Genomic DNA, 20,443 nt, shown 5'->3' on the forward strand with positions numbered 1-20,443 from the left:
CTGGAAGACCGCACGCCGGACGAGGCATACTTCGCGACGCTGCCTGCGATTAAATCGGCAGCATGAACGCCCCGGTGGTTCCACTTAAAAATCTCGGGACCCTGTCCGAACAAGCGACGCCACCTCTGATAGGGCCAACCGGCTTCTAGCAAAGTCCTGTTAAACCAGCTCCTGGAAAGCGGCAGGAGGATCCGCTGCTGCCCGATGTTTCGCCGCGAATTCTGCTGGCGAAAGGTAATTCAGTGCGCTGTGCGGCCGTTCCTCGTTGTAGTCCAGGCGCCACGCTGCGATGACGACACGCGCATGCGCGAGGCTCGTGAACCAGTGCTCGTTAAGGCATTCATCGCGAAATTTGCCGTTGAACGATTCAATGTATGCATTCTGCGTCGGCTTGCCCGGCTGAATCAATTTCAACGTCACGCCGTTCGCATACGCCCACTGGTCGAGCGCCCGGCTCGTAAATTCCGGTCCCTGGTCGGTTCGCACCGCCTTCGGATAGCCCCGGAAACGTGCTGCTCGGTCCAACGCTCGCGCGACGTATAAGCCGGAAATGCCGTGGTCCACGACGATATCGACAGCCTCCTTGGTGAAATCATCGACGATAGCCAGGCACTTCAGACGCCGCCCGTTCGACAGCGCATCCATCACGAAATCGATTGACCAAACCTCATTGGGACCGCTCGGCAATGCCAACTGCTCGCGCTCAATCATGACGCCGTGGCGCCGACGGCGGCGTCGCACGGCCAGCCCAGCTTCACGGTAAAGGCGATGCACGCGCTTGTGATTCGCGTGAATGCCTTCGCGCTCCACGAGTGCGTGCAGTCGACGGTAGCCGAACCGACGACGTTCGTGCGCCAGTTCCACCAGGCGCGCCGTCAGCGCTTCGTTCTCGTGGTCCGGCTTCGCGTCGTAATGCAGCACGCTGCGAGAAAGCCCGACAAGCCGGCAGGCGCGGCGTTCCGAGATGTTCACCTTCTCCCGAATCGCCGCCACTGCTTCGCGCTTGGCTTGCGGGCTCAGGGCTTTCCCTTGACGACCACCTTCAGCGCTCCATGTCGAGCATCGCCTCGGCCAGCAACTTCTTCAGCCGAGCGTTCTCAGCCTCGAGGTCCTTCAGCCGGCGCGCTTCCGACACCTCCATGCCGCCAAACTTCGCGCGCCACGTATAGAACGACGCGTCACTGAACCCGTGCTTCCTGCACAGTTCCTTGACCGCCATACCGGCTTCGGCTTCCTTCAGAAACCCGATGATTTGCTGTTCCGTAAAGCGCTTCTTCATGTTCGTCTTCTTCTCCGAAAACGAACTTTACTAGACTCCGGATGGCCCTGTTTGTAGGGGGCAGGTCAGGTGATCACGAGTCCATGCGTGGCGCGGGCTCGGCTGCCTAACATCGCCTGTTGTAGTTCTCCTCATCAAGGAACGCCAGCAACAAGTTGCATGATGGCGTACAGGTCGGACCAGGAGAAGGTAGGTCTGGTAAGAGCTGTGAACGCCCAGCACGTTGTCGCGCAGACCCATGACTTTCGCTCCCGCATCGTGGAAGATCGAGCTAGCGACTTCTATTGGCCCTTCAGCTGCTTGATCCGCGCGAGATTCATCTCGATCATTAGCTGGTACGATGCAAGACCTCCGCCATTCCCGGAACCATAAGAGGCTGACACGCGGTCGCTCTCAGCAGCTCGAAACGCTCGGTATGCACGCTCCGCCTTATCGAACGCCCTGACGGGACGCATCGGCCGGCTTCCCGCACTTTCGTTTTCCAGCTCGACCATGGCATTTCGAACGTTCCTTTCTACCACGACAAGTTCTGCTTCCGATTGCTTGACCACAGCCGGATAGCACTCGCGCTGCGCCGCTATCGTTTGTTTGCCCTGGCATGATTTGAAAAGCGCCTCAGCGGACTCCGTAGCCGGAGACGCCTCCGCAAACATTGCAGCCAACATAAACCCGGCAGTAATGAGATGAGCTTCGTTGATTTTCAAATTTTCCTTCCTGGTTGTTGAAAATGCTGTCTACGTTATGATCAGCGTTTACTTGGGAGTGGGTGCGGCATGTATGCGCGCCATTGCTTCCGCCACCGAAAACCGACGGCAGACTGCACCGTGTCATAGTCCTAGCTGCGCAGTAGTATCAGTACTGCATTCGTGCAGACGCATATTCCGCAGCATCACCATGTTCGCGACCATGCTAGACCGTGTTAGATGGTATGGACGCCTCCCCCCGGTAACGGGTCGGTGAAAGCCCAATAACAGAGAGCACTTTTCGTCAGAGCTGGTAACCTGGCGGGATGAGCAAACGCAAGCCCTACCCGACGGACGTATCGGACGAAGAATGGCACTTCGCCGCACCGTACCTGACGTTGATGAGCAAAGACGCGCCGCAGCGCCGATACGAATTGCGCGAGATGTTCAACGAGTTGCGCTGGATCGTGCGCGCGGGCGCGCCGCGGCGTCTTCTGCCGCATGAATTCCCGCCGTGGGAACTGGTCTATCAACAGACTCAACGCTGGATTCAGGCGGGCTGCTTCGAGGCCATGGTGAGCGATCTGCGTTCGATCATCCGGGTCGCGCAGGGCCGCAAGGGCCAGCCCAGCGCGGTCATTCTCGACGGGCGTACGCTGCAGTCGACCTGTGAGAGTGGGCCTCGTGCCGGTTACGACGGCTATAAGCGCAAGAAAGGCAGCAAAGTGCATATGGCGGTCGATACCCTGGGGCAGTTGCTTGCGGTGCATGTGACGCCAGCAAACGAGCAGCAGCGAGCGCAGGTCAGGGAACTGGCACGTCAGGTCCAGCGAGCCACGGGCCAGACGGTAAAGGTAGCGTTCGCCGATCAGGGATATACGGGCGAGGAACCCGCGCAGGCGGCGCTTGATGAAGGCATTGAGCTGCACGTGATCAACTTGGCCGAGGCGAAAAAAGGCTTCGTGCTGTTGCCACGCCGTTGGGTGGTGGAGCGCAGCTTCGGCTGGCTGAACCGCTTCCGCCGGCTCACGCGAGATTACGAGCGCCTGCCCGGGACACTGGCGGGGCTTCATTTCGTGATCTTTTCCGTTCTCATGCTCGTTCATTTCGCAAACCTGACGAAAAGTGCCTATGTGGACGCCTCCCGGATTGCAAGCTGGTTTTGCATTTCTGGTCTGCAGGTCAAGGCAGCACGCTTATGTCCGGCCTGTTGATGCAGGCAGTTCAGCCTGCTGGCCAATATGGAATTCGCTGACGAGGGTCTCATCTAACACACGAACTCAAGGTTCAAGCACTTTTTCAGACTTACCTCGTCCCGGTCCGACCTGTACTCCATCATGCACTTCGTTGCTTGCGCTCCTTGGTGAGGTGGATCTGCAACATCTCGATGTGCGGCAACAGAGCCGTCGCTACGCGTGGACTGGCGCCTCATACCGCGTTTGCCGCGACAGCAGGGCCCAGATAGTTCGCGCCAGCTTGTTCGCCACTGCAGCGACGGCAACATTGAAGGGTCGTCGAGCCAGCAAATCGTCGAGCCAGGGTGTGTGGGTGCAACGCGCGATCACGGCTCTTGCGCCGTGCATCAGCAGCGTACGCAAATAGGTGTTACCTCTTTTGCTCAGGCCCAGTTGTCGTATGCGCCCGCCAGTTCCAGTCTGCCGTGGCACAAGACCCAGCCAGGCGGCAAATTCACGGCCGGAGTGGAAGGTCGCGGGATCGCCGATCATCGAAACTGTCGCGGTTGCAGTCAGCAGACCGACACCCGGAATCTCGGCGATGCGCTGGCATTCCGGGCTGTCCCGGAGCGCATGCGAGAGGCGACGCTCCAGCACGGCAATATCTTCGTTGACCGCCTGTATGCGAGCCCACTGCTCGCGCAAACTATCGACTAACATACTTGGCAGGCGTTCGGATGTTCTGGTCAGGGCTGGCGCGATTTCCTTCGCGAACGACTGGTAGCCTCCGGACAGAATTTCACCGAATTCATACAGGATGCTGCGCAATGCATTGGTCTGCATGATGCGAACCTTCATCAATTGGGCACGTATCCGGTGCAGAGCCAGAACTGACTGCTGGGCTTCACTCTTGATTGCGACAAACCGCGCTTCGGGTTGCTGCGCAGCGGTCCAGATCGCACGCGCATCGGCGGCATCCGATTTGTTACGCAAGACGAAGGGGCGTACCGAATGTGCGCAGATGAGCCTGACGTCGTGACCGAATTGCCGTAACTGCCGGGCCCAGTGATGAGCACTGCCGCAGGCTTCAATCACCACGAGCGAGCGTTCCCGCTTTGCAAAGAAGTTCGATACGTCGCCTCGCTTGAGTTTCACCCGCTCGATCTTCCCGGTGGCAACATTGACCGCATGCAACTGGAAGACATGTTTGGCGATATCCATACCGATGACGGGCGTCTTCATTTGGAAACCTCCTGCGCGAGCTGTCGGGTTCGACGTACCACTGTACAGCCAGCTGCAAATGCTCTCTGTTATTGGGCTTTCACCGACCCGTTACCGGGGGGAGGCGTCCATACCATCTAACACCGTCTAAGTCAGAAGCTACATTCTTCTTTATTCGATAATCCCTAGGCCTCGTGCCAGAGCCAAAGCATGAGTTCGACTCCGAGCACCTAACTTCGTGTTGATGCTGCGCAAATGTGTTCGAACAGTGCTCTCCGAAAGGAACAAACTGCTTGCCATTGCGCTATTCGAATAACCTTGAGCCAGTAATTGCAGCACTCGAATCTCTCTACGCGTGAATTGGGCAGATATCGCATTAAAAAACGATTCGTCAAGCTTATCTACATGCCCTTGCGCCCAAGAAGGATGGCGCAATCGCCTAAGGTGTTCCACGAATGCTGAATCGCCCGAAACCTTCTCCTGCTGAACAGCGACGTGCAACCTTTCGATAAGTGCCCCAACACGCGGACCCTCATCCAGAATCGACCGAACAAATCCTTCCTTGCTCGCATCTAATACAGCATGTGCGAGCATCTCCAATGCCCTCTCGTTTACCCCGCTACGCTCGTACGCAAGCGCCAAGAGAACCCGGAGTTTTAGCGCTCGATTCTGGGATCCAGCCAAAACTGCCGAATCGAGCGCTCTCGATATATGCTCACATGCCGTCACAAATCCATTTGTGTAAACTTGGTAACGAAGTTGCATGAGAGATAGGTCGTCAACCTCCTGAGCGGGGAAATGATACTTCCATGCGCTTTTCCATATGCCCTCGGCATCGATGCTTGCCAACTCCTCGCCGGCCTCTTCGACTTTCCCCTGCAGCAACCAAAGTCGAGTACGCTCCATCTTTGCAAGAACGATCGCACATTGTATCTGGCATCGTTCACCATAATATTCCAATTCGGAGAGTAACTGGAATGCATGTTCTGCGCCTCCAGATAGAAATTCCAACCGAATTCGCATTCGGTATCCACTAAGAATCGAACCAATACCGCAAGCCTCGCGCACCATAACCGGGTAGACATTCAACAAATGTTCGACCGCGTCAAGATCATTCTCTTCATACAGGACCGTTGCATATAGAGTTGCGCACCATGCGCGGTCACCAGTATATGAACGTAAACCGCCAATCGACCCGGCGCTCAGTGCTGCCCTGAAACAACTCGAAGCCCGGCGCAAACCCCCTTGTCTGAAGGCGGCAATACCATCAACTGATGCGGCATACATCCGATGCAGCGACGTACCGTGAGGCAGGCACTCTATCGCACGAAGGAGCGTTCGTGCACGCTCGTACTCTCCAAGCGCCGTTGCCATCCGAATGGTCATGCTCAATAGCATACCATCGGCGAACGGATTCATCGTTGGAACATCGGCGACGCCACCCAGCCCGACTGCATATGCTTCGTCGTTACGATCCCTTACAGCCAGCATGAATTGTCGAATTGCCGTGAGATGACCTCGAATGGCTGGATCTACGATGTCCTTCCAATCTCTGATGTCGAAACGTTGCATCATGACCTGCGGTCCACGGGCGAAACACGTTACCCACGCAGCAACAATCTGCAAGCGCGGTTTTGCATAAGGCATGTGTTGATGTAAAACGCTGAACCAGTCATCCAGCAGGTAAATGTCACCCAATTCTAGCGAGCGCTCCGCAGACTGCTCAAGCATACTGAGGGCAGCCACATATTCACCTTCTTGTAATGCTCGCTCAATGGCATATATCCACGATAGCTGATCACCAGACTGCTTCGCCTCGTCGACTAGAATTGCGCCGGCTGCATAACCAATTGTACCTATTTGTCGCACCTCTTCGGTCGGAGCCAAATCCGACCTCGGTCGACAACCTTCCGAGCGATTCATGCTAGACACAGCGCTTTCGGTTTTGTCTCTTCTCATCGGTCCCTCGCTTAATCCATTGGATATTCGTCGCGCGAAAATGAGTCAAAAGGGTATTTCGCCCCCCCGAGCGCCGCTAATATGACTGCGGGCAGTGTCACTCAACCGACCATATTTAGCATAAGATTTGCGAGGCTAGATTGAGAAAAATGACGCCCCTCTAGAACCGCACTCACCGCAGCCGGTCGACTCAGAAGAGAGTTTGTCGACATTTCTTTCCAGTTCCTCACATCCCCTCACAACACAAACCCATAACGGCAATCGCAAAACCCAAAGCAATTCCAACGACTCGACCACAAAGTGTCGCAAACAAGGGACCTTTCCCGTCGAAAATCGTTTGATGCCGAACATCAAATATTATTTTGAAAGCAGGGCCAATCAAAAGCAAACAAACTAAAATAGAAGCACTTCCTAACAGCAAGCCAACACACCCCATTTCAATCCTTACACCAACCCAATCACCCAAATGGCAACCCACAAAAATCAACGATACCGCAGAAATTACTCCAACCATGATTCCATCAATGATTCTATTCTCAATGTAGCCTGAACTCATAAATAATTCCTCCGCCGCAAAGCAGCGCCGCAGAGATCATGGCCGATTGTCGTTTCCGCCTCATCTGCGCTGGTCTTTCGCGGCGACAGATATTGCGCCCTCATCCATTTAGTCGCCCAGAACCCTTCTTTCGCTCCGGCACCGCCATCTTCCATCTCCTACCTTTCTGTTACAATATCGCCTACCTTAGCCGGCCAAACCTACGCAACCCGTGAAAATATGGAGCCACGAATCAAGCAAAGCCAGCTTTACCATATATGTCATAACCGAACCTATTTCTACGTCGACCCGCTCAGTTCCATATTGGATTTCCATATAGATTCACTAATATTTAGCCCAGTGATTTTGATATCGTTCGGCTTTTGGTGCATTGTAATTTTATAATTAACTTCACGATTTAATTTAATGAAACGCAGAGCGCTCGACAAGATAAAAACATTCATCGGAAGTTGTAACCGTCGCCGCCAGCAGATCTTTGCAAAGGGGATGCCACTGATCATTGTTGGTTTTCGAGATCGCATTCGATGCGTTGTAGCAGTGCCAGCATTAAATCGAGCACTCAGCAGATATCTAGGCAAGCTGAATGTGAACGGACCAGTCGCAAACTTTCGGGTAGCCGGCTTTAGATGAAACGACACCGTATCGCAACTCGCATCACCTAGCATCGTGTGTCGAGTGAGGAGTGATTCACGAGGCATCATTAACCGATCGAGCACAAGCACGCTGAGCTTGTTACTTTCTGCGAAATGCTCATTCATTTTTAGCGCCAACTTGATATTCATGGTGCTTTGCATTCCGTGGTTATTGCTATGATCAGCTTGCGCCTCGTCGAAACGACTGCGTTAGCCGTTCTTATACCGATACTTGCGATTAAGCTCCTATGCATTGCTCGGCTGCGCGTTTGCCCATGGGTTTCCGATGGATGCCTTTGATTCCTGACGTGACGATCCGATCGTCAACCCTGTCGTCGCAATGACTGCGCCACGGGTTGCCGATGCTCTTTACGCGATACGGCAAGCCGTTGACATCCCTGCGCGCAGGGATAAAAACATGCCAGCCACCCTACACCCAATATCGCCATAGCTTTACAGTAGGCTCGCGCCATTGCACTTTCAACATACCCATTCTCTTGTCGCTTGCGCCCCCGACTGCGGCGTACCTAACGCAGGCACCTGAAATCAAGTCACCGAAAAGGTGATTTTGAATGAGGATCTACTCATCTGCTTTACTGCTACGCTCACCACCACAATCGAGGCGATCATTGCAAACGGATGGCGGCAAGCAATGCAGCACGATGTGCAGCGCGCACCATCGCGTGACCATTGCTCCTCGCCAGTCTCAGATTCGCTTGCCCAGCGCGCTGTCGTTCTCCGAAGCCGCCACGTACGCACCCAGCGCCTCGTTCCAGACGGTTCTATATATCCTGTTCATGGTTCACCCTTCCTGTCGGTTCTTTCAACGAAGCGCGTCCCGTTTATTCGTTTAGCAATGCTTACCGTCTAGCGCGCTACCCCTGCTCTCTTTTCACACCCTGCCTACTCCCGCGGGCCCTCCACCCACTCCAGCATGTCCCTGCCATGCCGGTATCCCGCGTGCAGCAGCCCTTCGGCCAGTCCGTGCCACCTGCCCGCTGCGCCCGCTCCCGCCTGCGCCCGCGCCGCCTCGTAGCGCGCCCTCAGGCCCACCACCACCGCCGAGCGCCAGCCGTAGAAGCCCGTCGCAATCCCCAGGTCGTACGCACCCATCGCGAGCGCGCACTCCTCCCCGAGGTGGCGCGACAGCAGGATGTGAACCGATGCGCGGAACCGCTCCATGCAGCCCTCCGCACCGGCCAGCGTGAGCCCGCCGTCCGGCTGCCCGGCCACACCCCGCCCCACATGGGCCGCACACGCCGCGATCTGGTCCATCACCTGGCCCAGACACCCGCTGTCCTGCTGCCCTTTCTCTCCCGTTGCTGCCTTCATCTTCCTGTTCCCTTCTTTCTGTCCGGCATCACTGTGCTTTCCATCCCGGGGCTTCATGCCCCCCATCCCGTCACCGGCGCCTGCGGCGCGGCCGTACCCGGGCCCTCTTCGCCGGGGGTGGGGCGAAAAGGAACCTTTGTGCCACATTGGTAAAAAATTTCTCTGCGACCCCCTTAAGGCCCGTCACACAAGGGGTCGGCAGCACGGCCGGAAGGGCCGCGGAGGGTGGGGCGAAAGGGTTCCCTTTTGTCCAGTAAAATGAGGACAGATTTGCAATGCCTGACAAAATTCCTGCCGGGTGTTGCGAAGTAGCCAACGATTTCATCGGGCCCGATGCAGCGGGCATGCGCGGCAGTCATGCGACACCGCTACCGTTGTCTGAAGCCCCTTACTTTTAAGGACCTATGCAGCAGGCACTTCCGTCCTACCGGTATATCGCGCGTGCAGCGCGCCCCCGCCACCAGGCGCGCCACACCCGGGGTAGCCTGTGAAAATCGGCTACGCGCGCGTCTCCACCGAGGAGCAGAACCTTTCGCTGCAGAAGGACGCGCTGCGCCGCGCGGGCTGCCAGAAACTGCACACCGACCGCGGCGTGTCGGGCTCCGAGTTCAGCCGCCCGGGACTGGACGACGCGCTGGCACGCCTGGGCCCGGGCGATACCCTGGTCGTCTGGCGGCTCGACCGGCTGGGCCGCTCGCTCAGCAAGCTGATCGACCTGATCAGCTATCTCGGCAGGAACGGGATCGGTTTTATTTCGCTTACCGAATCGATTGACACGACCTCGGCCGGAGGCGTGCTGATGTTTCACATGATGGCCGCGCTCTCCGAGTTCGAACGCCGCCTGATCAGCGAGCGCACCCGCGCCGGCATGCTCGCCGCACGCGAGCGCGGCAGGTCCGTCGGGCGCAGGCCGCTGCTCACCTCGGCCCAGCGCACCCAGGCCGCCGCGCTGCTCGAGACCAGACCGCTTGGCGAGGTCGCGCGGCACTTCAACGTCCACCCGCGCACCCTCAGGCGCGCGGTCGGCCCGCTGGCGCCCGCCCTGCCCGCCCCCGAGACCGACTGCCTCTAACCTCCGCCACGGACCCGCGGCCCCTCCAGGGAGAGCGACCATGCCTTCATCGCGAAACACCGGTACGATGGTCGTCACCTACCTCGTCGAGCACGCGCCGGCCAGCGTCGCGAACCACCGCAACTATGCGTTCGCGCATGGCTACCCGCACACGGTCATCGACATGAGCCAGGGCCCCCGGGGCCCGCAGCTCCAGGCGCTGAACCGCTACGAGTGCCTGCTTGCTGCGCTCGGCCGCGTCGCCGCCGGCGGCCTCGTGCTGCTGCTCGACGAGAATGCCGCGATCGTCCATCCGGTTGCGTTGCCCGCGCTGATGGACGGCCGCGACTGCCTGCTTGTCGCCACCTCGGCACCCGCCCCGCAGCCCGGCTTCCAGGTCTGGCGCAACACCCCGCAGTCGCGCGAACGCGTCGCCACACTGATCGGCCAGTGCCGCCTGGGCGGCCCCGCGTTCGCCGGCGAGGCCCCGCTGCTCGCCGGGCTGCCCGCGCTGCGCTGGCACGACACCATCGGCGAGATCTGCGCGCTCATGCATACCGGACCGAACGTCGACCCGCGCTGGAGCATCGTGCCCACCTTCGCTGTCTGCCTCGAGGCAGGCAGCCACTCGCCCCCCGAACTCGGCATCGTGCCGCGCTTCCGGCACGCCCTGTTCGATCACGTCAACGACTGCCAGCTTCACGCCCGCCAGCCTTTCATGTCCGGCGCCACGCACGACCACGCACGGCCCGCGCGCGAAACCTTCAACGCCGGCCACCGCATCGCCCTCGTCACGCTGTACACGCCGCAGATCGCCTCCTACGGCCGCATCGCCGAGCGCAGCATGCGCCGCTACTGCGACCGCCACGGCTACACCCTGCACGTGCATCGCGACATCCCGCCCGAAATTGGCCTGCCGGGCACCGGCAACTGGCTCAAGCCATGGCTGTTGCACGCGTATCTCGCCCATCACGAGTGGGTGGTCTGGCTCGATGCGGACGTCCTGGTCGCGAACGCGGACCAGCCCCTCGAGCCGCTGCTCGAGGGGCGCGAGCGCGTGTTCGCGCGCGACATCGGCCAGTGGCCCCTGAACTCCGGCGTGATGGCGTTCCGCCACACCGGCGCCAACCTTGCCGTGCTTGCCGACCTGATGCAGCGCATTGCCGCGCTACCCGACCGCTCCACCGTCTATGCCTGCAATGGCGACCAGTTCCACTTCATCGCCGCGCTGCGCGCGCATGGCCTGCTCGACGACGCCCAGGTTGACAGTCCGCTCACCCTCAACACCCCGTGGTTCATGCGCACCCCGGACAGCTTCATCGTCCACTACTTCGGCATGTGGACCGAGATGCGCGCGCTGATGATGCACCACGACGACAGCGGCGGTGCACGCAAAGCGCTCGCACGGCAATCCGCGCAAGGCAGTACGTGAAACCTGCGGGCCCGCGGGACGGATACGCCTGCATGCCTGCAGACGTGCGGCCCGAATGGCCGGATTCAGCGAATACAGGGAGGCACATGCAAAACAACGATACCGCCGCCGTCTTCCAGGACATCTACCTGGAGCAACGCTGGCATTCCACCGAAAGCGTGTCGGGCTGGGGCTCCGAGCTGGGAAACACCGCGCAGGTCATCCGCGAGCTGCCCGGCCTGTTGCGGCGCTTCGACGTCACCTCCATACTCGATGTGCCATGTGGCGACTTCAACTGGATGCGCCACGTCGAGCTCGACGGCATCGACTACACCGGCGCCGACATCGTGCCGGACCTCGTCACCGCGAACCAGGCAGCCTACGGCGCACCGAATCGCCGTTTCATGCATCTGGACCTGCTGGAAGACACGCTGCCCGGAAGCGATCTCATTCTGTGCCGGGACTGCCTGTTCCACTTTTCCCATGCCGATGTGTTCCGCGCGCTTGAACAGTTCGCCCGGACCACCGCACGCTTTCTGCTGACGACGACCTTCCTTTACCGCTCCTGGCCGCGTAACGCGGACATCGCCACCGGGCAGTGGACACCCATCAATCTGGAAATGGCGCCCTACGAACTCCCCGCACCTCGCACCGTGCTCGTCGAAGGCAGCAACGAAAGCATCATCTACGGTCCCGATATCGGGACCGTCCCGATGCACGACCGTTGCCTGGGATTGTGGGACATGGCAGACGTGCGCCAGCGACTCGAACGACGGGCGGACACACCATGATGGCTCGGGATCCTTCCCGCATGTATGCGCCAGCTGCCAGCCACGCCCGCGCAGGTGGCCCTGCCGGAGTACGGATATCGGCACGGCACCAACCCGCAGGAGCACGCACTCAGGAAACACCACGGGCCCACGGACAGAATGTCGATGTGATGGCACGCAGCCTGACCAGCATGAGTCCCCGTGGGACGAACGGGAGTGCCTGTGGAGACTAGCCTGGACAGGGCGGCACTCCTCAGCCGTGCCCGCGAGCATCACGCCCGGGGAGAGCTGGACAAGGCAAGAATCGGCTATCAGCTGGTCGTGGACCGTTTCCCGCGTGATATCGAGGCCACCGCACAGGAACTGCTGTGCTCGATCCACATCTGCCAGTGGCAACGCTATGAATACCTCCAGCGTGTCCTGCGGGATACCGTCAGGCACGCAGGCGGCAACGTGGTGGGTGAACCCGTCCTGGCCTCCCCGTTTTTTGATGCAGACGACCTCCGCACCATCGCGCACAGGCACGCGCAGACCATCTGCGGGAAGGTGGCGAACTCGCCGCAGCGCAGCCACACCGTTGCCGGCCAGCCCGACGACCTCAGCCCTGAACATGCGCGCACGCCCGGGCGGCTGCGGGTCGGCTTTCTCGGCGCCGATTTCCATGACCAGGCCACCACCTATCTGATGGTCGGGCTCATCGAACATCATGACAGGACGGGGTTCGAATACATTGCCTACGACTATGGCCCCGCCCCCGACGATGCGGCCAGACGCCGCATCATCGCCGCTTTCGATCAGTTCAGCCGTGTCGCGCATCTTGCGAACCGCGACATCGCCGATCAGATACGGCGCGACCACATCGACGTGCTCATCTTCCTGCGCAACCCCGCCGACCCACGCTGCGACGTACTGGCGATGCGGCCCGCCCCCCTGCAGCTCGCCTACCTCTACAACCCGTCCGGTTTCGGCTTCCCGCTCGTGGATTACCTCATCGCCGATTCGATCGTCGTCCCTCCCGAACTCGAACACCACTACACCGAACGGATTGCCCGGCTACCGCGCTGCTACCAGCCCAATGACATCCGCCGTCCGCTCCCGCAGGCCCTCCCACGCGAGCAGTTCGGTCTTCCCCGCGACCGGTTTGTGCTGGCCAACATGGGTTCTCCATTCAAGATCACCCCCGCGATCTTCGATATCTGGTGCGAGATCCTCCGCAGGCACCCCGGCTGCGTGTTGTGGCTGCTGGAGCCTCGCGACGATGTGGCAGCTAACCTGCGCCGGGAAGCGTCGATCAGGGGCGTCGACCCGTGCCGGCTCGTTTTTGCGGCGCTGGAACCCACCGACCGGCACATTTCGCGGCTCGCGTGCGCGGACCTCATGCTCGATACCTATCCCTACGGCGGCCACACCGGCAGTAGCGACGCCCTGTGGGCTGGCGTGCCGCTTGTCACCCTGGCAGGCGAAACCTTTGCGTCGAGAGTCGCCGCGTCGCTGCTCGGCGCTGTGGGTCTCTACGACCTGGTCGCGCATTCCGGATCCGGGTATGTGCAGACCATAAGCCGGCTGATTGAAGACCGCCCGCGTCATGAGGCTTACCGGGCCTACCTTGCGGCGCAGCGCCCCAACCTCCCCCTGTTCGATATCCAGACCTATGCCAGAGACTTCGAGCGAATGCTTGCAGGCCTCGCCGCAACCCTGCCAGCACCGCCTTCGTCCACTCCCGCGTAACCGACCGGTCGTCGACACCGGTCCGACCCGCCCAGGAGCGTACACCCGCATCCGGCCCGCTTATGGTCAACAGCGAGATCGTTTCATTAACACCAGCCGATCGCTCCAGCGTTCTCTTTCTCAAGTGGCGTTGCTGCGTGCGCTGGTGGACATTCAGTGTAAGCGCAACGATTTTCGACGGATACCCGTCCGTAATTCGTGGAAGCTGGACACGCGTTTCGCGTGAAGGTGGACAGTCGGAGCGCAGCGACGCGGGGGGCTCTGGTTTTTACTCTGACCGGGGTTTGTCGGTCAAACTCTTTTTGTGTTTGCGCATCGATTCGCCGCTGAGATTGACGCGATGGGTGTGTGCACGAGTCGATCGAGAATGGCGTCGGCGAGCGTCGGGTCCCCGAGTACCGCGTGCCAGTTCTCAATTGGAATCTAACTTGTCACGAGCGTCGAACGGTGGCCGTGACGATCATCAAGAATCTCCAGCAGGTCGCGCACGGCGCCGTCGCTCATGGGCGCCATCGCGAAGTCGTCCATCAGCAGGACCTCCGTCTTTGCCTACTGCGCCAGCAGGCGTGCGTAGCGGCCACTACCGTGGGCAATGGCAAGATCCTCATTCAACCGGGGCATCTTCAAATATAACGTCGAGAAGCCTTAACGGCATGCCTGGTTGTCCAGTGCACAAGACTGCCAGGTCTTGCCAAGGTCGGTGGCACCTAGGTGGCCGTTGTATGCCGAATCGTGTGCGGGCTGACTCGCTTCGCACCGACCGCAGGGAATCGGCTCTGATAAAGCTGGGCGACGATGTCGGACCCCGCCGTTTTATGCATATGCAGGAAGACGATCTTTTTCACGTACGCACCCATCGAGTGTCGTGGCAAAACAGGAAGCCCGACAGACACCAGGGCGAGCGGCATGCTGTCGGGCACGATGCCTTGTTTGCGTCAGAACTTGTGCCGCAAGCCGACGCGCGCGGCAACCTGATGGTCTCCCGATGCGGCCCCCGTGGTGCCGACAATCCACGCCGGGCCGGCCGCACCGGTTGCCTGCTGGTAGAAGGCCTGGGCATAGACGTCGGTCCGTTTCGACAGCGCGTAGTCCGCCATCACGCCACCCTCGTGCCAGTGTCCCTTTGCGACGCCGCCCGTCTGCACGCCTTCTCTCAGGTGCGTGTAGTCATACATCACTCCGAGTGAAAACGCCGGTGTCATGGCAAACCGGGCACTCACCTCGTAGTTCTGGAAAATCATCGAAGAGAATCCGGCGAGGTTGTGAACGTTCGTATAGGAGAAGGCGCCGCCCAGCGTGAGTTGCCCGATCAGAAAGTTCACGCCCGCCGCCGCAACACGCTGCCATCCGGCCGTCGCGAAAGGGTCGCCGTCCGTCACGGCGCCAAACGTCGTTCTGGCCTGCCGGTTGACGTTCAGGTACGCCGCGCCGATCACGATCGGACCGTTGCTGTATGACCCACCGGCACTCCATGCGCGGTTCGTCTTCGTGCCGCCGGGATCGTTGCTGAAGCCATAGAGCCCGCCCAGCTGCAGCCCGCTATAGGACGGACTCGTGTACTTGATCGAGTTGTTGATACGGAAGGAGTTGTTCGTGTTGTCGTTGTCGAACGGGTGCGAGAAAAACTCCCCGCCCCAACTGCCGTTGGCGGTCAGCGGTCCGACGTAGTCCACCACGGAGTCGTATTGCCGCCCCATGGTGAGCGTGCCGGCCGTGGTCGAACTCAGCCCCACGTAGGCCTGCCGGCCGAACATCCGGCCGCCCTGCCCCAGTGCTCCGTTATTGAGGTCGAAGCCGTTCTCGAGACGGAAGATCGCCTGCATGCCGCCACCCAGATCCTCCGTTCCTGCGAGCCCCCACCGGCTGCCCTGCAGGATGCCGCTCTCCATCTGATAGGCTCGCTTCCCGCCGACATTCGAGGTGAAGTCGAAACCTTCGTCCACCAGGCCATAGAGCGTCACACTGCTCTGCGCATACGACACCGACGAAAGCAGGCTTAGCGCCACACTTGCCAGGACCAGTCTTTTCATTCGCGTTCTCCCAATATCGAGCCTTCATTCAATGGGCAAGGGGCCGGCTCGCGCTCCCCGTCAGCCCTCGCTTCAGCAGCCAGGGCGGTGCCGCCCACGTTGCAAATCGTTAACCTGCCGGCGCCCGGCCATAGGTGTCTTCGAGCCGCACGATGTCGTCTTCGCCCAGGTACGCCCCGGACTGAACCTCGATCAGTTCGAGCGGAATCTTTCCAGGATTGCTGAGGCGGTGCGTGGTCCCCACAGGGATATAGGTGGACTGGTTCTCGCTCAGCATGATTTGCTGCGTGCCGTTGGTGACGAGCGCGGTGCCCTTGACGACGATCCAGTGCTCGGCGCGGTGGTGGTGCATCTGCAGGCTCAGCTGGGCGGAGGGATTCACGACGATCCGCTTCACCTGAAAGCGGTCGCCGCGATCGATGCCTTCGAACGATCCCCAAGGACGAACCACGCGCCGATGCGCAACGGACTCCCCGCGGCCGGACGCATTCAAGGCATCCACGATCTTGCGAACGTCCTGTACGCAGTCACGCCGGGCCACGAGCACGGCGTCCGCTGTTTCGACGATGACGAGGTCGTCCACGCCGACGGCCGCGATCATCCGGTGTTCCGCGCGGATGTAGCTGCGCGACACGCCCTCTGCTACGACGTCGCCAAGCAGGACGTTGTTGTCCGCGTCCGCGGGTGCGAGGTCGGCCAGCGCGCTCCATGACCCGATATCGCTCCAGCCGATCCGGTCGGCCACGACCACGGCGGCCCGGTCGGTTCGCTCCATCACCGCGTGGTCGAGCGAGATGCGCGGGCACGCGGCAAAGTGCATTTCGTCGAGGAACACGTAGCCGCCGTCCCGATTGGCGTGCCACCAGGCCATTTCCGCCTGGGCCACAAGCTTCGGTTCGCAGCGGCGCAGCTCTTCGAGGCAGGCGGAAGCCTTCATCATGAACATGCCGCCATTCCACAGATAGGCGCCATCGGCAAGCAAGGCGCTGGCCGTTTCCATGTCGGGTTTCTCCACGAAACGGTCGACCGCAAACACGTCTTGCATCCCTTCGAGCGGCGCCCCGCGCGCAATGTATCCATACCCCGTGTGCGGCTCTGTGGGCCGTATGCCGAACGTGACGAGGTGACCCGCTTGCGCGGCCAGAGACGCCTTTCCCACGGCATCGGTAAATGCCCTGCAATCCGAAATAACGTGATCCGACGGCAAGACGAGCAGCAGCGCTTCAGGGGAGTCTTCGAGCGCAAGCAGCGCCGCCACGGCGATGGCCGGCGCCGTGTTGCGCCCCACCGGCTCCAGCGCGACGGCCAGCGGCTCAATGTCGGCCTGTCGCAACTGCTCGGTCACGAGAAAACGCTGCTCGCTGTTCGCAATCACGATGGGCGAGACCGCGTCGGGAAGCTGTGCCGCGCGCATCGCCGTCTGTTGCAGAAGACTCTGCTCCCCGGTGAGCGACAGATACTGCTTCGGATAGCTGCCGCGCGACAGCGGCCACAGGCGGGTTCCGTTTCCGCCCGCGAGGATGACTGGATAGATCGGCATTTATTCCTCCCTTTGTTGTGGCCAATAGCCGTCGTGAATGCAGAGAACCCGCGCGTGTGAGGCACGCATACCGGAGAGGCTGTCTTGCGCCAGATGCATGGCGATGTTGCGCAGCCAGCGCCATGCTTTGCGCGCGGCACGCAGCGGCCTCAGTTGTATCGGGGAGAGCGGCCGCTGCGCCTGCGCAGAAAGTTGGGAGACGATTGCCTCTACCGTGGTGAAGCGGCCGAGCGTCCAGTCCCAGTACAGCGGATAGCGCAACAGCGCACCGGCGGTCAGCATGTCGAGCGTGAGCGGCCTGCTTCGTGCGGGAATGTCGGCGATCGCGTCGTGCGTCAGTCCCCAGCCCGCGTAGAACGGCATGCCGTAGGTGAAGACTTTCTTGCCACGTAGCAGTGCGTCGAAACCCGCGAGTGAGGTCAGCGTATGGACCTCGTCGGCCACTTCGATCAGCGACACGATGTCGGCCGTCGTATCGACCACGTCCACGCTGTCATGCAACGCGGGAACCTCGATCGCCCCCCTGCGATTGCCCGCGAGCACGTCGGGATGCGGCCGGTACACGAGCCATGCGGCAGGTCGCCGTTTGCGCACTTCGTGAAGCAGCGCTTCGGATGTGTTGATCCCCGGGCAACCGAGCCGCACCGAGGCGTCGTCGGCCACCTGTCCCGCCACCAGCACGATCTGCACGCCCGCCGGCGCACTCCATGCGGGACGTTGGCGCCCGAGGTTGTACTTGGTCAGTCCGGCCGCGACGATACGCTCGCGCAACGCCCTCGCTCGGGCGAGTTCGGCGTCGTCGAAGGTCGCGTGGTTGAGCAGCGAACCCAGATCACCGGGACGGTGCGGGTCGAAATAGAGGCCGCGGCGATCTATCACCTGGCTGCAGGGCGCGCACAGATCCGAACCCAGACCACACGAGCGAAGGAAACCGTCCTCGATGAAAAGTCGCGGGGCGGTACCGCTTGTACCGTTGGTAACGCTTGTACCGTTTGAATGCGGCACTTCGCGTACGCCCCACGTGGCGATAGGGTCGCCCGCTACCGCACCGTTGGGTGTTCTGACCCAACGAATTTTTTTTGCACTGCCGGCTTGAAGGAACGGTTTGATGAACGGACGCTTCCACCACTGGAATCCACAGGCGGCAACGGACTGGATATCGCCATAGCGTCGCGCGACTTCGTTCTGCAATTCCATGCTGGCGACAACTGCATCGAGATTCCCCTCCCGATGCGTGAACGGATCCAGATAGCGCGCGAGCCAGATGAAAACGGCGTGAAAGAACGCTTCCCGTGTCGGCGACGAACGGCGTCCGGACTGAGGCTGACGGTCGTCGGTCAGTCCCCACCCCGCGTAATAGGGTGAACCAAAGACATGGACCGCGGCACCGCGCAGCAGCGCATACAGGCCTTCGGTGGCGCCGAGCGTATACACATGCTGCACGTCCGGAAGCAACGCACAAAAGCTCCCCACCTGCGTCGTCAGGCACGCATCGTCCGCGGGCGGCAGCACCGTGCCCGAAAGCCACAGACCGCGTCCGGGGTCACTGGATCGAACGATCCATAGCGTCTGGTCGGGATGCTCGTCCTTCGCGGCCTGAAGCAGTTGGCGAAACGCTTCCCGTCGCTGCCGGCCCGAGCCCGAGAAAGGATCGGGCGACGAGAGGCGTTCGTCCACGATCACGACGGCCGCCCCGCCGCGGGACCCGCCGGCACGCTGGGCAAATGGCTCGTGGCCTGACCCAGCGCCAGCGTAGGCGTTCAGCAGCCGGTTCATGAGCACACGCCACCCGTCCTCGCACGCGCGCTTTCCGCCTTCATCCAGCACAGCGTTCAATGCCTCGACGAACGAGGCGGAAATCGACCTTGCGGCAGGGACTTCAAACCACGACAGTCGTTTGCGCGATGCTGGCGAGTCCTCCAGAAGCGGCCCGTTCCACACAGACATCGGCGCGGCCTTTTGCCGGTTGCGGTGCATTTGATGCACGACTCGCCAGTACGTGTGCGCGTCCATCATGCGAGCCGGTCGAGAAAGGATTCGAGCACGGCAAAGTGCTCCGACCACGTCGGCTTGCGAAAGCCGGCCACGCGCGCTACCTGCCGCTCGCGATCCTCGCTGTGCGGCTGGGCATAGGAGCGAATGCGCGCGAGCCACGCTGCTCCGTCCAGGGGATCGAGATAGTCGGGCACGTCGCCGGCAACCTCGCGAAACACCGGAAGGTTGCTGGCAAGCACCGGCACACCCATGGACAGCGCCTCTGCGAGCGGCAGCCCGTATCCTTCGACGAACGAAGGGAACAGCAGCGCTCTTGCGGAACGAAGCCGCTCAAGCATCGTCGCGTCGGGACAATCCGGCAGATAAACCACCGCGTCTCGAAGCTCCGGACATTGAACGAGCATGTCGAGCTCGTTGGCACACTTCCACCCCTGCCGTCCGACAATGACCAACTGCGGCGCCGCGTTGCCCCACTGTGCGACGAGTTCGCGCCACAGGTGCAGGATGAACCAGTGGTTCTTTCTGGGCTCGATGGTGCCCACCATGACGAAATGGGCGCGGGCGGTGTCGCTGCCCGGCGACACCGGCAAAGGCTTAACGTCAACGCCGAGCCTCGCCACCGTGGTGGGCGGTATGGGGAGCCCATGCTCGTCGGCAAATGCCGTCAATGCCTGCAGCGTCGCCTGCGAATTCGTGATGATTCCCGCTGCAAACCGCAGTGCCGTACCCATTCGCGAGGCGTGCTGCCGTACGCTGAGCGGCCGGCAATAGTGCGGATGCGTGATCGGGATAAGGTCATGCACCATGACCACCGTACGCGCGCCCGCGGACAACACCGCCCGAAAATACCGGCTGTATTCGAGGCCGGAATGCGCCGTGTGGAGCACCGTTTCCCGGCCTTGCCATGAAAGCGGATACGGGGACATTCCCGATCCCCCCAATACCCTCGCGAGCGCGCTCAACGACGGCGCCGTTGGACCACCGCCCTCGCTCGCTCCCAGCAGCAGCCGGAACAAGCGATTCGATGCGCCGTGTGTCAGTGCCACGGGAACGCCACGAATGGCCACGATGGCCCGCGCCT

Annotated in this window: 16 protein-coding genes and 2 pseudogenes; 5 read left to right on the forward strand and 13 right to left on the reverse strand. The window is 60.9% G+C overall.

Going from position 1 to position 20,443, the window contains the following annotated elements:
• Nucleotides 1–159 precede the first annotated feature (159 nt).
• Together PKKP23_RS31925 and PKKP23_RS31930 are read right to left on the reverse strand one after the other, a co-directional pair.
• A protein-coding gene (locus PKKP23_RS31925) for an IS3 family transposase (protein WP_420873261.1) occupies nt 160–1,279 on the reverse strand; the annotation gives its coding sequence in 2 pieces (ribosomal slippage) (nt 160–1,048 and nt 1,047–1,279; 1,122 coding nt in all).
• Nucleotides 1,280–1,560: 281 nt separating this feature from the next.
• Nucleotides 1,561–1,983 (reverse strand): lysozyme inhibitor LprI family protein, encoded by a 423-nt coding sequence (locus PKKP23_RS31930; RefSeq protein WP_126879865.1) that lies wholly within the window; start codon nt 1,981–1,983, stop codon nt 1,561–1,563.
• Nucleotides 1,984–2,288: 305 nt separating this feature from the next.
• On the opposite strand from PKKP23_RS31930, the gene PKKP23_RS31935 reads away from it, so the two are divergent.
• The gene (locus PKKP23_RS31935) at nt 2,289–3,176 is read left to right on the forward strand and encodes an IS5 family transposase (RefSeq protein WP_420873262.1); all 888 of its coding nucleotides are present in this window, start codon (nt 2,289–2,291) and stop codon (nt 3,174–3,176) included.
• Nucleotides 3,177–3,371: 195 nt separating this feature from the next.
• Here the strand turns inward: PKKP23_RS31935 and PKKP23_RS31940 are convergent, their stop codons facing one another.
• The 6 genes and pseudogenes from PKKP23_RS31940 to PKKP23_RS31965 all read right to left on the reverse strand — a co-directional run bounded on the left by PKKP23_RS31940 (nt 3,372) and on the right by PKKP23_RS31965 (nt 8,894).
• Nucleotides 3,372–4,379, reverse strand: a complete 1,008-nt coding sequence (locus PKKP23_RS31940) for an IS110 family RNA-guided transposase (RefSeq protein WP_126879866.1) — start codon at nt 4,377–4,379, stop codon at nt 3,372–3,374.
• Between the two features lie 150 nt (nt 4,380–4,529).
• Nucleotides 4,530–6,245, reverse strand: coding sequence for a LuxR C-terminal-related transcriptional regulator (locus PKKP23_RS34875; RefSeq protein ID WP_275094595.1), 1,716 nt, complete (start codon nt 6,243–6,245; stop codon nt 4,530–4,532).
• A gap of 298 nt (nt 6,246–6,543) precedes the next feature.
• Nucleotides 6,544–6,873 (reverse strand): hypothetical protein, encoded by a 330-nt coding sequence (locus tag PKKP23_RS31950; RefSeq protein WP_126879868.1) that lies wholly within the window; start codon nt 6,871–6,873, stop codon nt 6,544–6,546.
• A gap of 278 nt (nt 6,874–7,151) precedes the next feature.
• Nucleotides 7,152–7,655 (reverse strand): hypothetical protein, encoded by a 504-nt coding sequence (locus PKKP23_RS31955; protein ID WP_126879869.1) that lies wholly within the window; start codon nt 7,653–7,655, stop codon nt 7,152–7,154.
• A 565-nt stretch (nt 7,656–8,220) separates the two neighbouring features.
• Nucleotides 8,221–8,304 (reverse strand): annotated as a pseudogene (locus PKKP23_RS31960) (ESPR domain-containing protein); the annotation flags it as partial.
• A gap of 104 nt (nt 8,305–8,408) precedes the next feature.
• The gene (locus tag PKKP23_RS31965; RefSeq protein ID WP_126879871.1) at nt 8,409–8,894 is read right to left on the reverse strand and encodes a hypothetical protein; all 486 of its coding nucleotides are present in this window, start codon (nt 8,892–8,894) and stop codon (nt 8,409–8,411) included.
• A gap of 430 nt (nt 8,895–9,324) precedes the next feature.
• Between PKKP23_RS31965 and PKKP23_RS31970 the strand changes: the two genes are divergently transcribed.
• The 4 genes from PKKP23_RS31970 (at nt 9,325) to PKKP23_RS31985 (ending at nt 13,797) form a co-directional block, all read left to right on the forward strand.
• On the forward strand, nt 9,325–9,909 hold the full coding sequence (locus PKKP23_RS31970; RefSeq protein ID WP_126879872.1) for a recombinase family protein: 585 nt from the start codon (nt 9,325–9,327) through the stop codon (nt 9,907–9,909).
• A gap of 40 nt (nt 9,910–9,949) precedes the next feature.
• Nucleotides 9,950–11,320 carry a glycosyltransferase family protein gene (locus tag PKKP23_RS31975; protein WP_240659243.1) on the forward strand — a complete coding sequence of 457 codons (1,371 nt, stop codon included), beginning with the start codon at nt 9,950–9,952 and terminating at the stop codon, nt 11,318–11,320.
• An 86-nt stretch (nt 11,321–11,406) separates the two neighbouring features.
• Complete coding sequence (locus PKKP23_RS31980) at nt 11,407–12,090, forward strand: class I SAM-dependent methyltransferase (RefSeq protein WP_126879873.1); 684 nt, start codon at nt 11,407–11,409, stop codon at nt 12,088–12,090.
• A 201-nt stretch (nt 12,091–12,291) separates the two neighbouring features.
• Nucleotides 12,292–13,797 (forward strand): O-linked N-acetylglucosamine transferase, SPINDLY family protein, encoded by a 1,506-nt coding sequence (locus PKKP23_RS31985; protein WP_161978185.1) that lies wholly within the window; start codon nt 12,292–12,294, stop codon nt 13,795–13,797.
• 268 nt (nt 13,798–14,065) lie between these two features.
• Here the strand turns inward: PKKP23_RS31985 and PKKP23_RS35105 are convergent.
• The 5 genes and pseudogenes from PKKP23_RS35105 to PKKP23_RS32015 all read right to left on the reverse strand — a co-directional run.
• Nucleotides 14,066–14,499 (reverse strand): annotated as a pseudogene (locus PKKP23_RS35105) (ATP-binding protein); the annotation flags it as partial.
• A 233-nt stretch (nt 14,500–14,732) separates the two neighbouring features.
• Nucleotides 14,733–15,827, reverse strand: coding sequence for a porin (locus PKKP23_RS32000; protein ID WP_126879876.1), 1,095 nt, complete (start codon nt 15,825–15,827; stop codon nt 14,733–14,735).
• A 109-nt stretch (nt 15,828–15,936) separates the two neighbouring features.
• Complete coding sequence (locus tag PKKP23_RS32005) at nt 15,937–17,367, reverse strand: mannose-1-phosphate guanylyltransferase/mannose-6-phosphate isomerase (RefSeq protein ID WP_126879877.1); 1,431 nt, start codon at nt 17,365–17,367, stop codon at nt 15,937–15,939.
• The gene (locus PKKP23_RS32010) at nt 17,368–19,143 is read right to left on the reverse strand and encodes a capsular polysaccharide biosynthesis protein (protein WP_240659245.1); all 1,776 of its coding nucleotides are present in this window, start codon (nt 19,141–19,143) and stop codon (nt 17,368–17,370) included. It lies immediately after the preceding gene.
• A 236-nt stretch (nt 19,144–19,379) separates the two neighbouring features.
• Nucleotides 19,380–20,324, reverse strand: a complete 945-nt coding sequence (locus PKKP23_RS32015) for a glycosyltransferase family 4 protein (RefSeq protein ID WP_240659247.1) — start codon at nt 20,322–20,324, stop codon at nt 19,380–19,382.
• Nucleotides 20,325–20,443: the final 119 nt, after the last annotated feature.

It is taken from the genome of Paraburkholderia kururiensis JCM 10599 = LMG 19447, from assembly GCF_003986935.1.
Taxonomy (GTDB): domain Bacteria; phylum Pseudomonadota; class Gammaproteobacteria; order Burkholderiales; family Burkholderiaceae; genus Paraburkholderia; species Paraburkholderia kururiensis.

Coding starts and splice junctions, on each gene's coding strand:
- PKKP23_RS31965 (WP_126879871.1), bottom strand. CDS start 8,894: ATGAAGCCCCGGGATGGAAAGCACAGTGATGCCGGACAGAAAGAAGGG.
- PKKP23_RS31955 (WP_126879869.1), bottom strand. CDS start 7,655: ATGAATATCAAGTTGGCGCTAAAAATGAATGAGCATTTCGCAGAAAGT.
- PKKP23_RS31940 (WP_126879866.1), bottom strand. CDS start 4,379: ATGAAGACGCCCGTCATCGGTATGGATATCGCCAAACATGTCTTCCAG.
- PKKP23_RS32005 (WP_126879877.1), bottom strand. CDS start 17,367: ATGCCGATCTATCCAGTCATCCTCGCGGGCGGAAACGGAACCCGCCTG.
- PKKP23_RS31950 (WP_126879868.1), bottom strand. CDS start 6,873: ATGAGTTCAGGCTACATTGAGAATAGAATCATTGATGGAATCATGGTT.
- PKKP23_RS31975 (WP_240659243.1), top strand. CDS start 9,950: ATGCCTTCATCGCGAAACACCGGTACGATGGTCGTCACCTACCTCGTC.
- PKKP23_RS31980 (WP_126879873.1), top strand. CDS start 11,407: ATGCAAAACAACGATACCGCCGCCGTCTTCCAGGACATCTACCTGGAG.
- PKKP23_RS32010 (WP_240659245.1), bottom strand. CDS start 19,143: ATGAACCGGCTGCTGAACGCCTACGCTGGCGCTGGGTCAGGCCACGAG.
- PKKP23_RS32000 (WP_126879876.1), bottom strand. CDS start 15,827: ATGAAAAGACTGGTCCTGGCAAGTGTGGCGCTAAGCCTGCTTTCGTCG.
- PKKP23_RS31935 (WP_420873262.1), top strand. CDS start 2,289: ATGAGCAAACGCAAGCCCTACCCGACGGACGTATCGGACGAAGAATGG.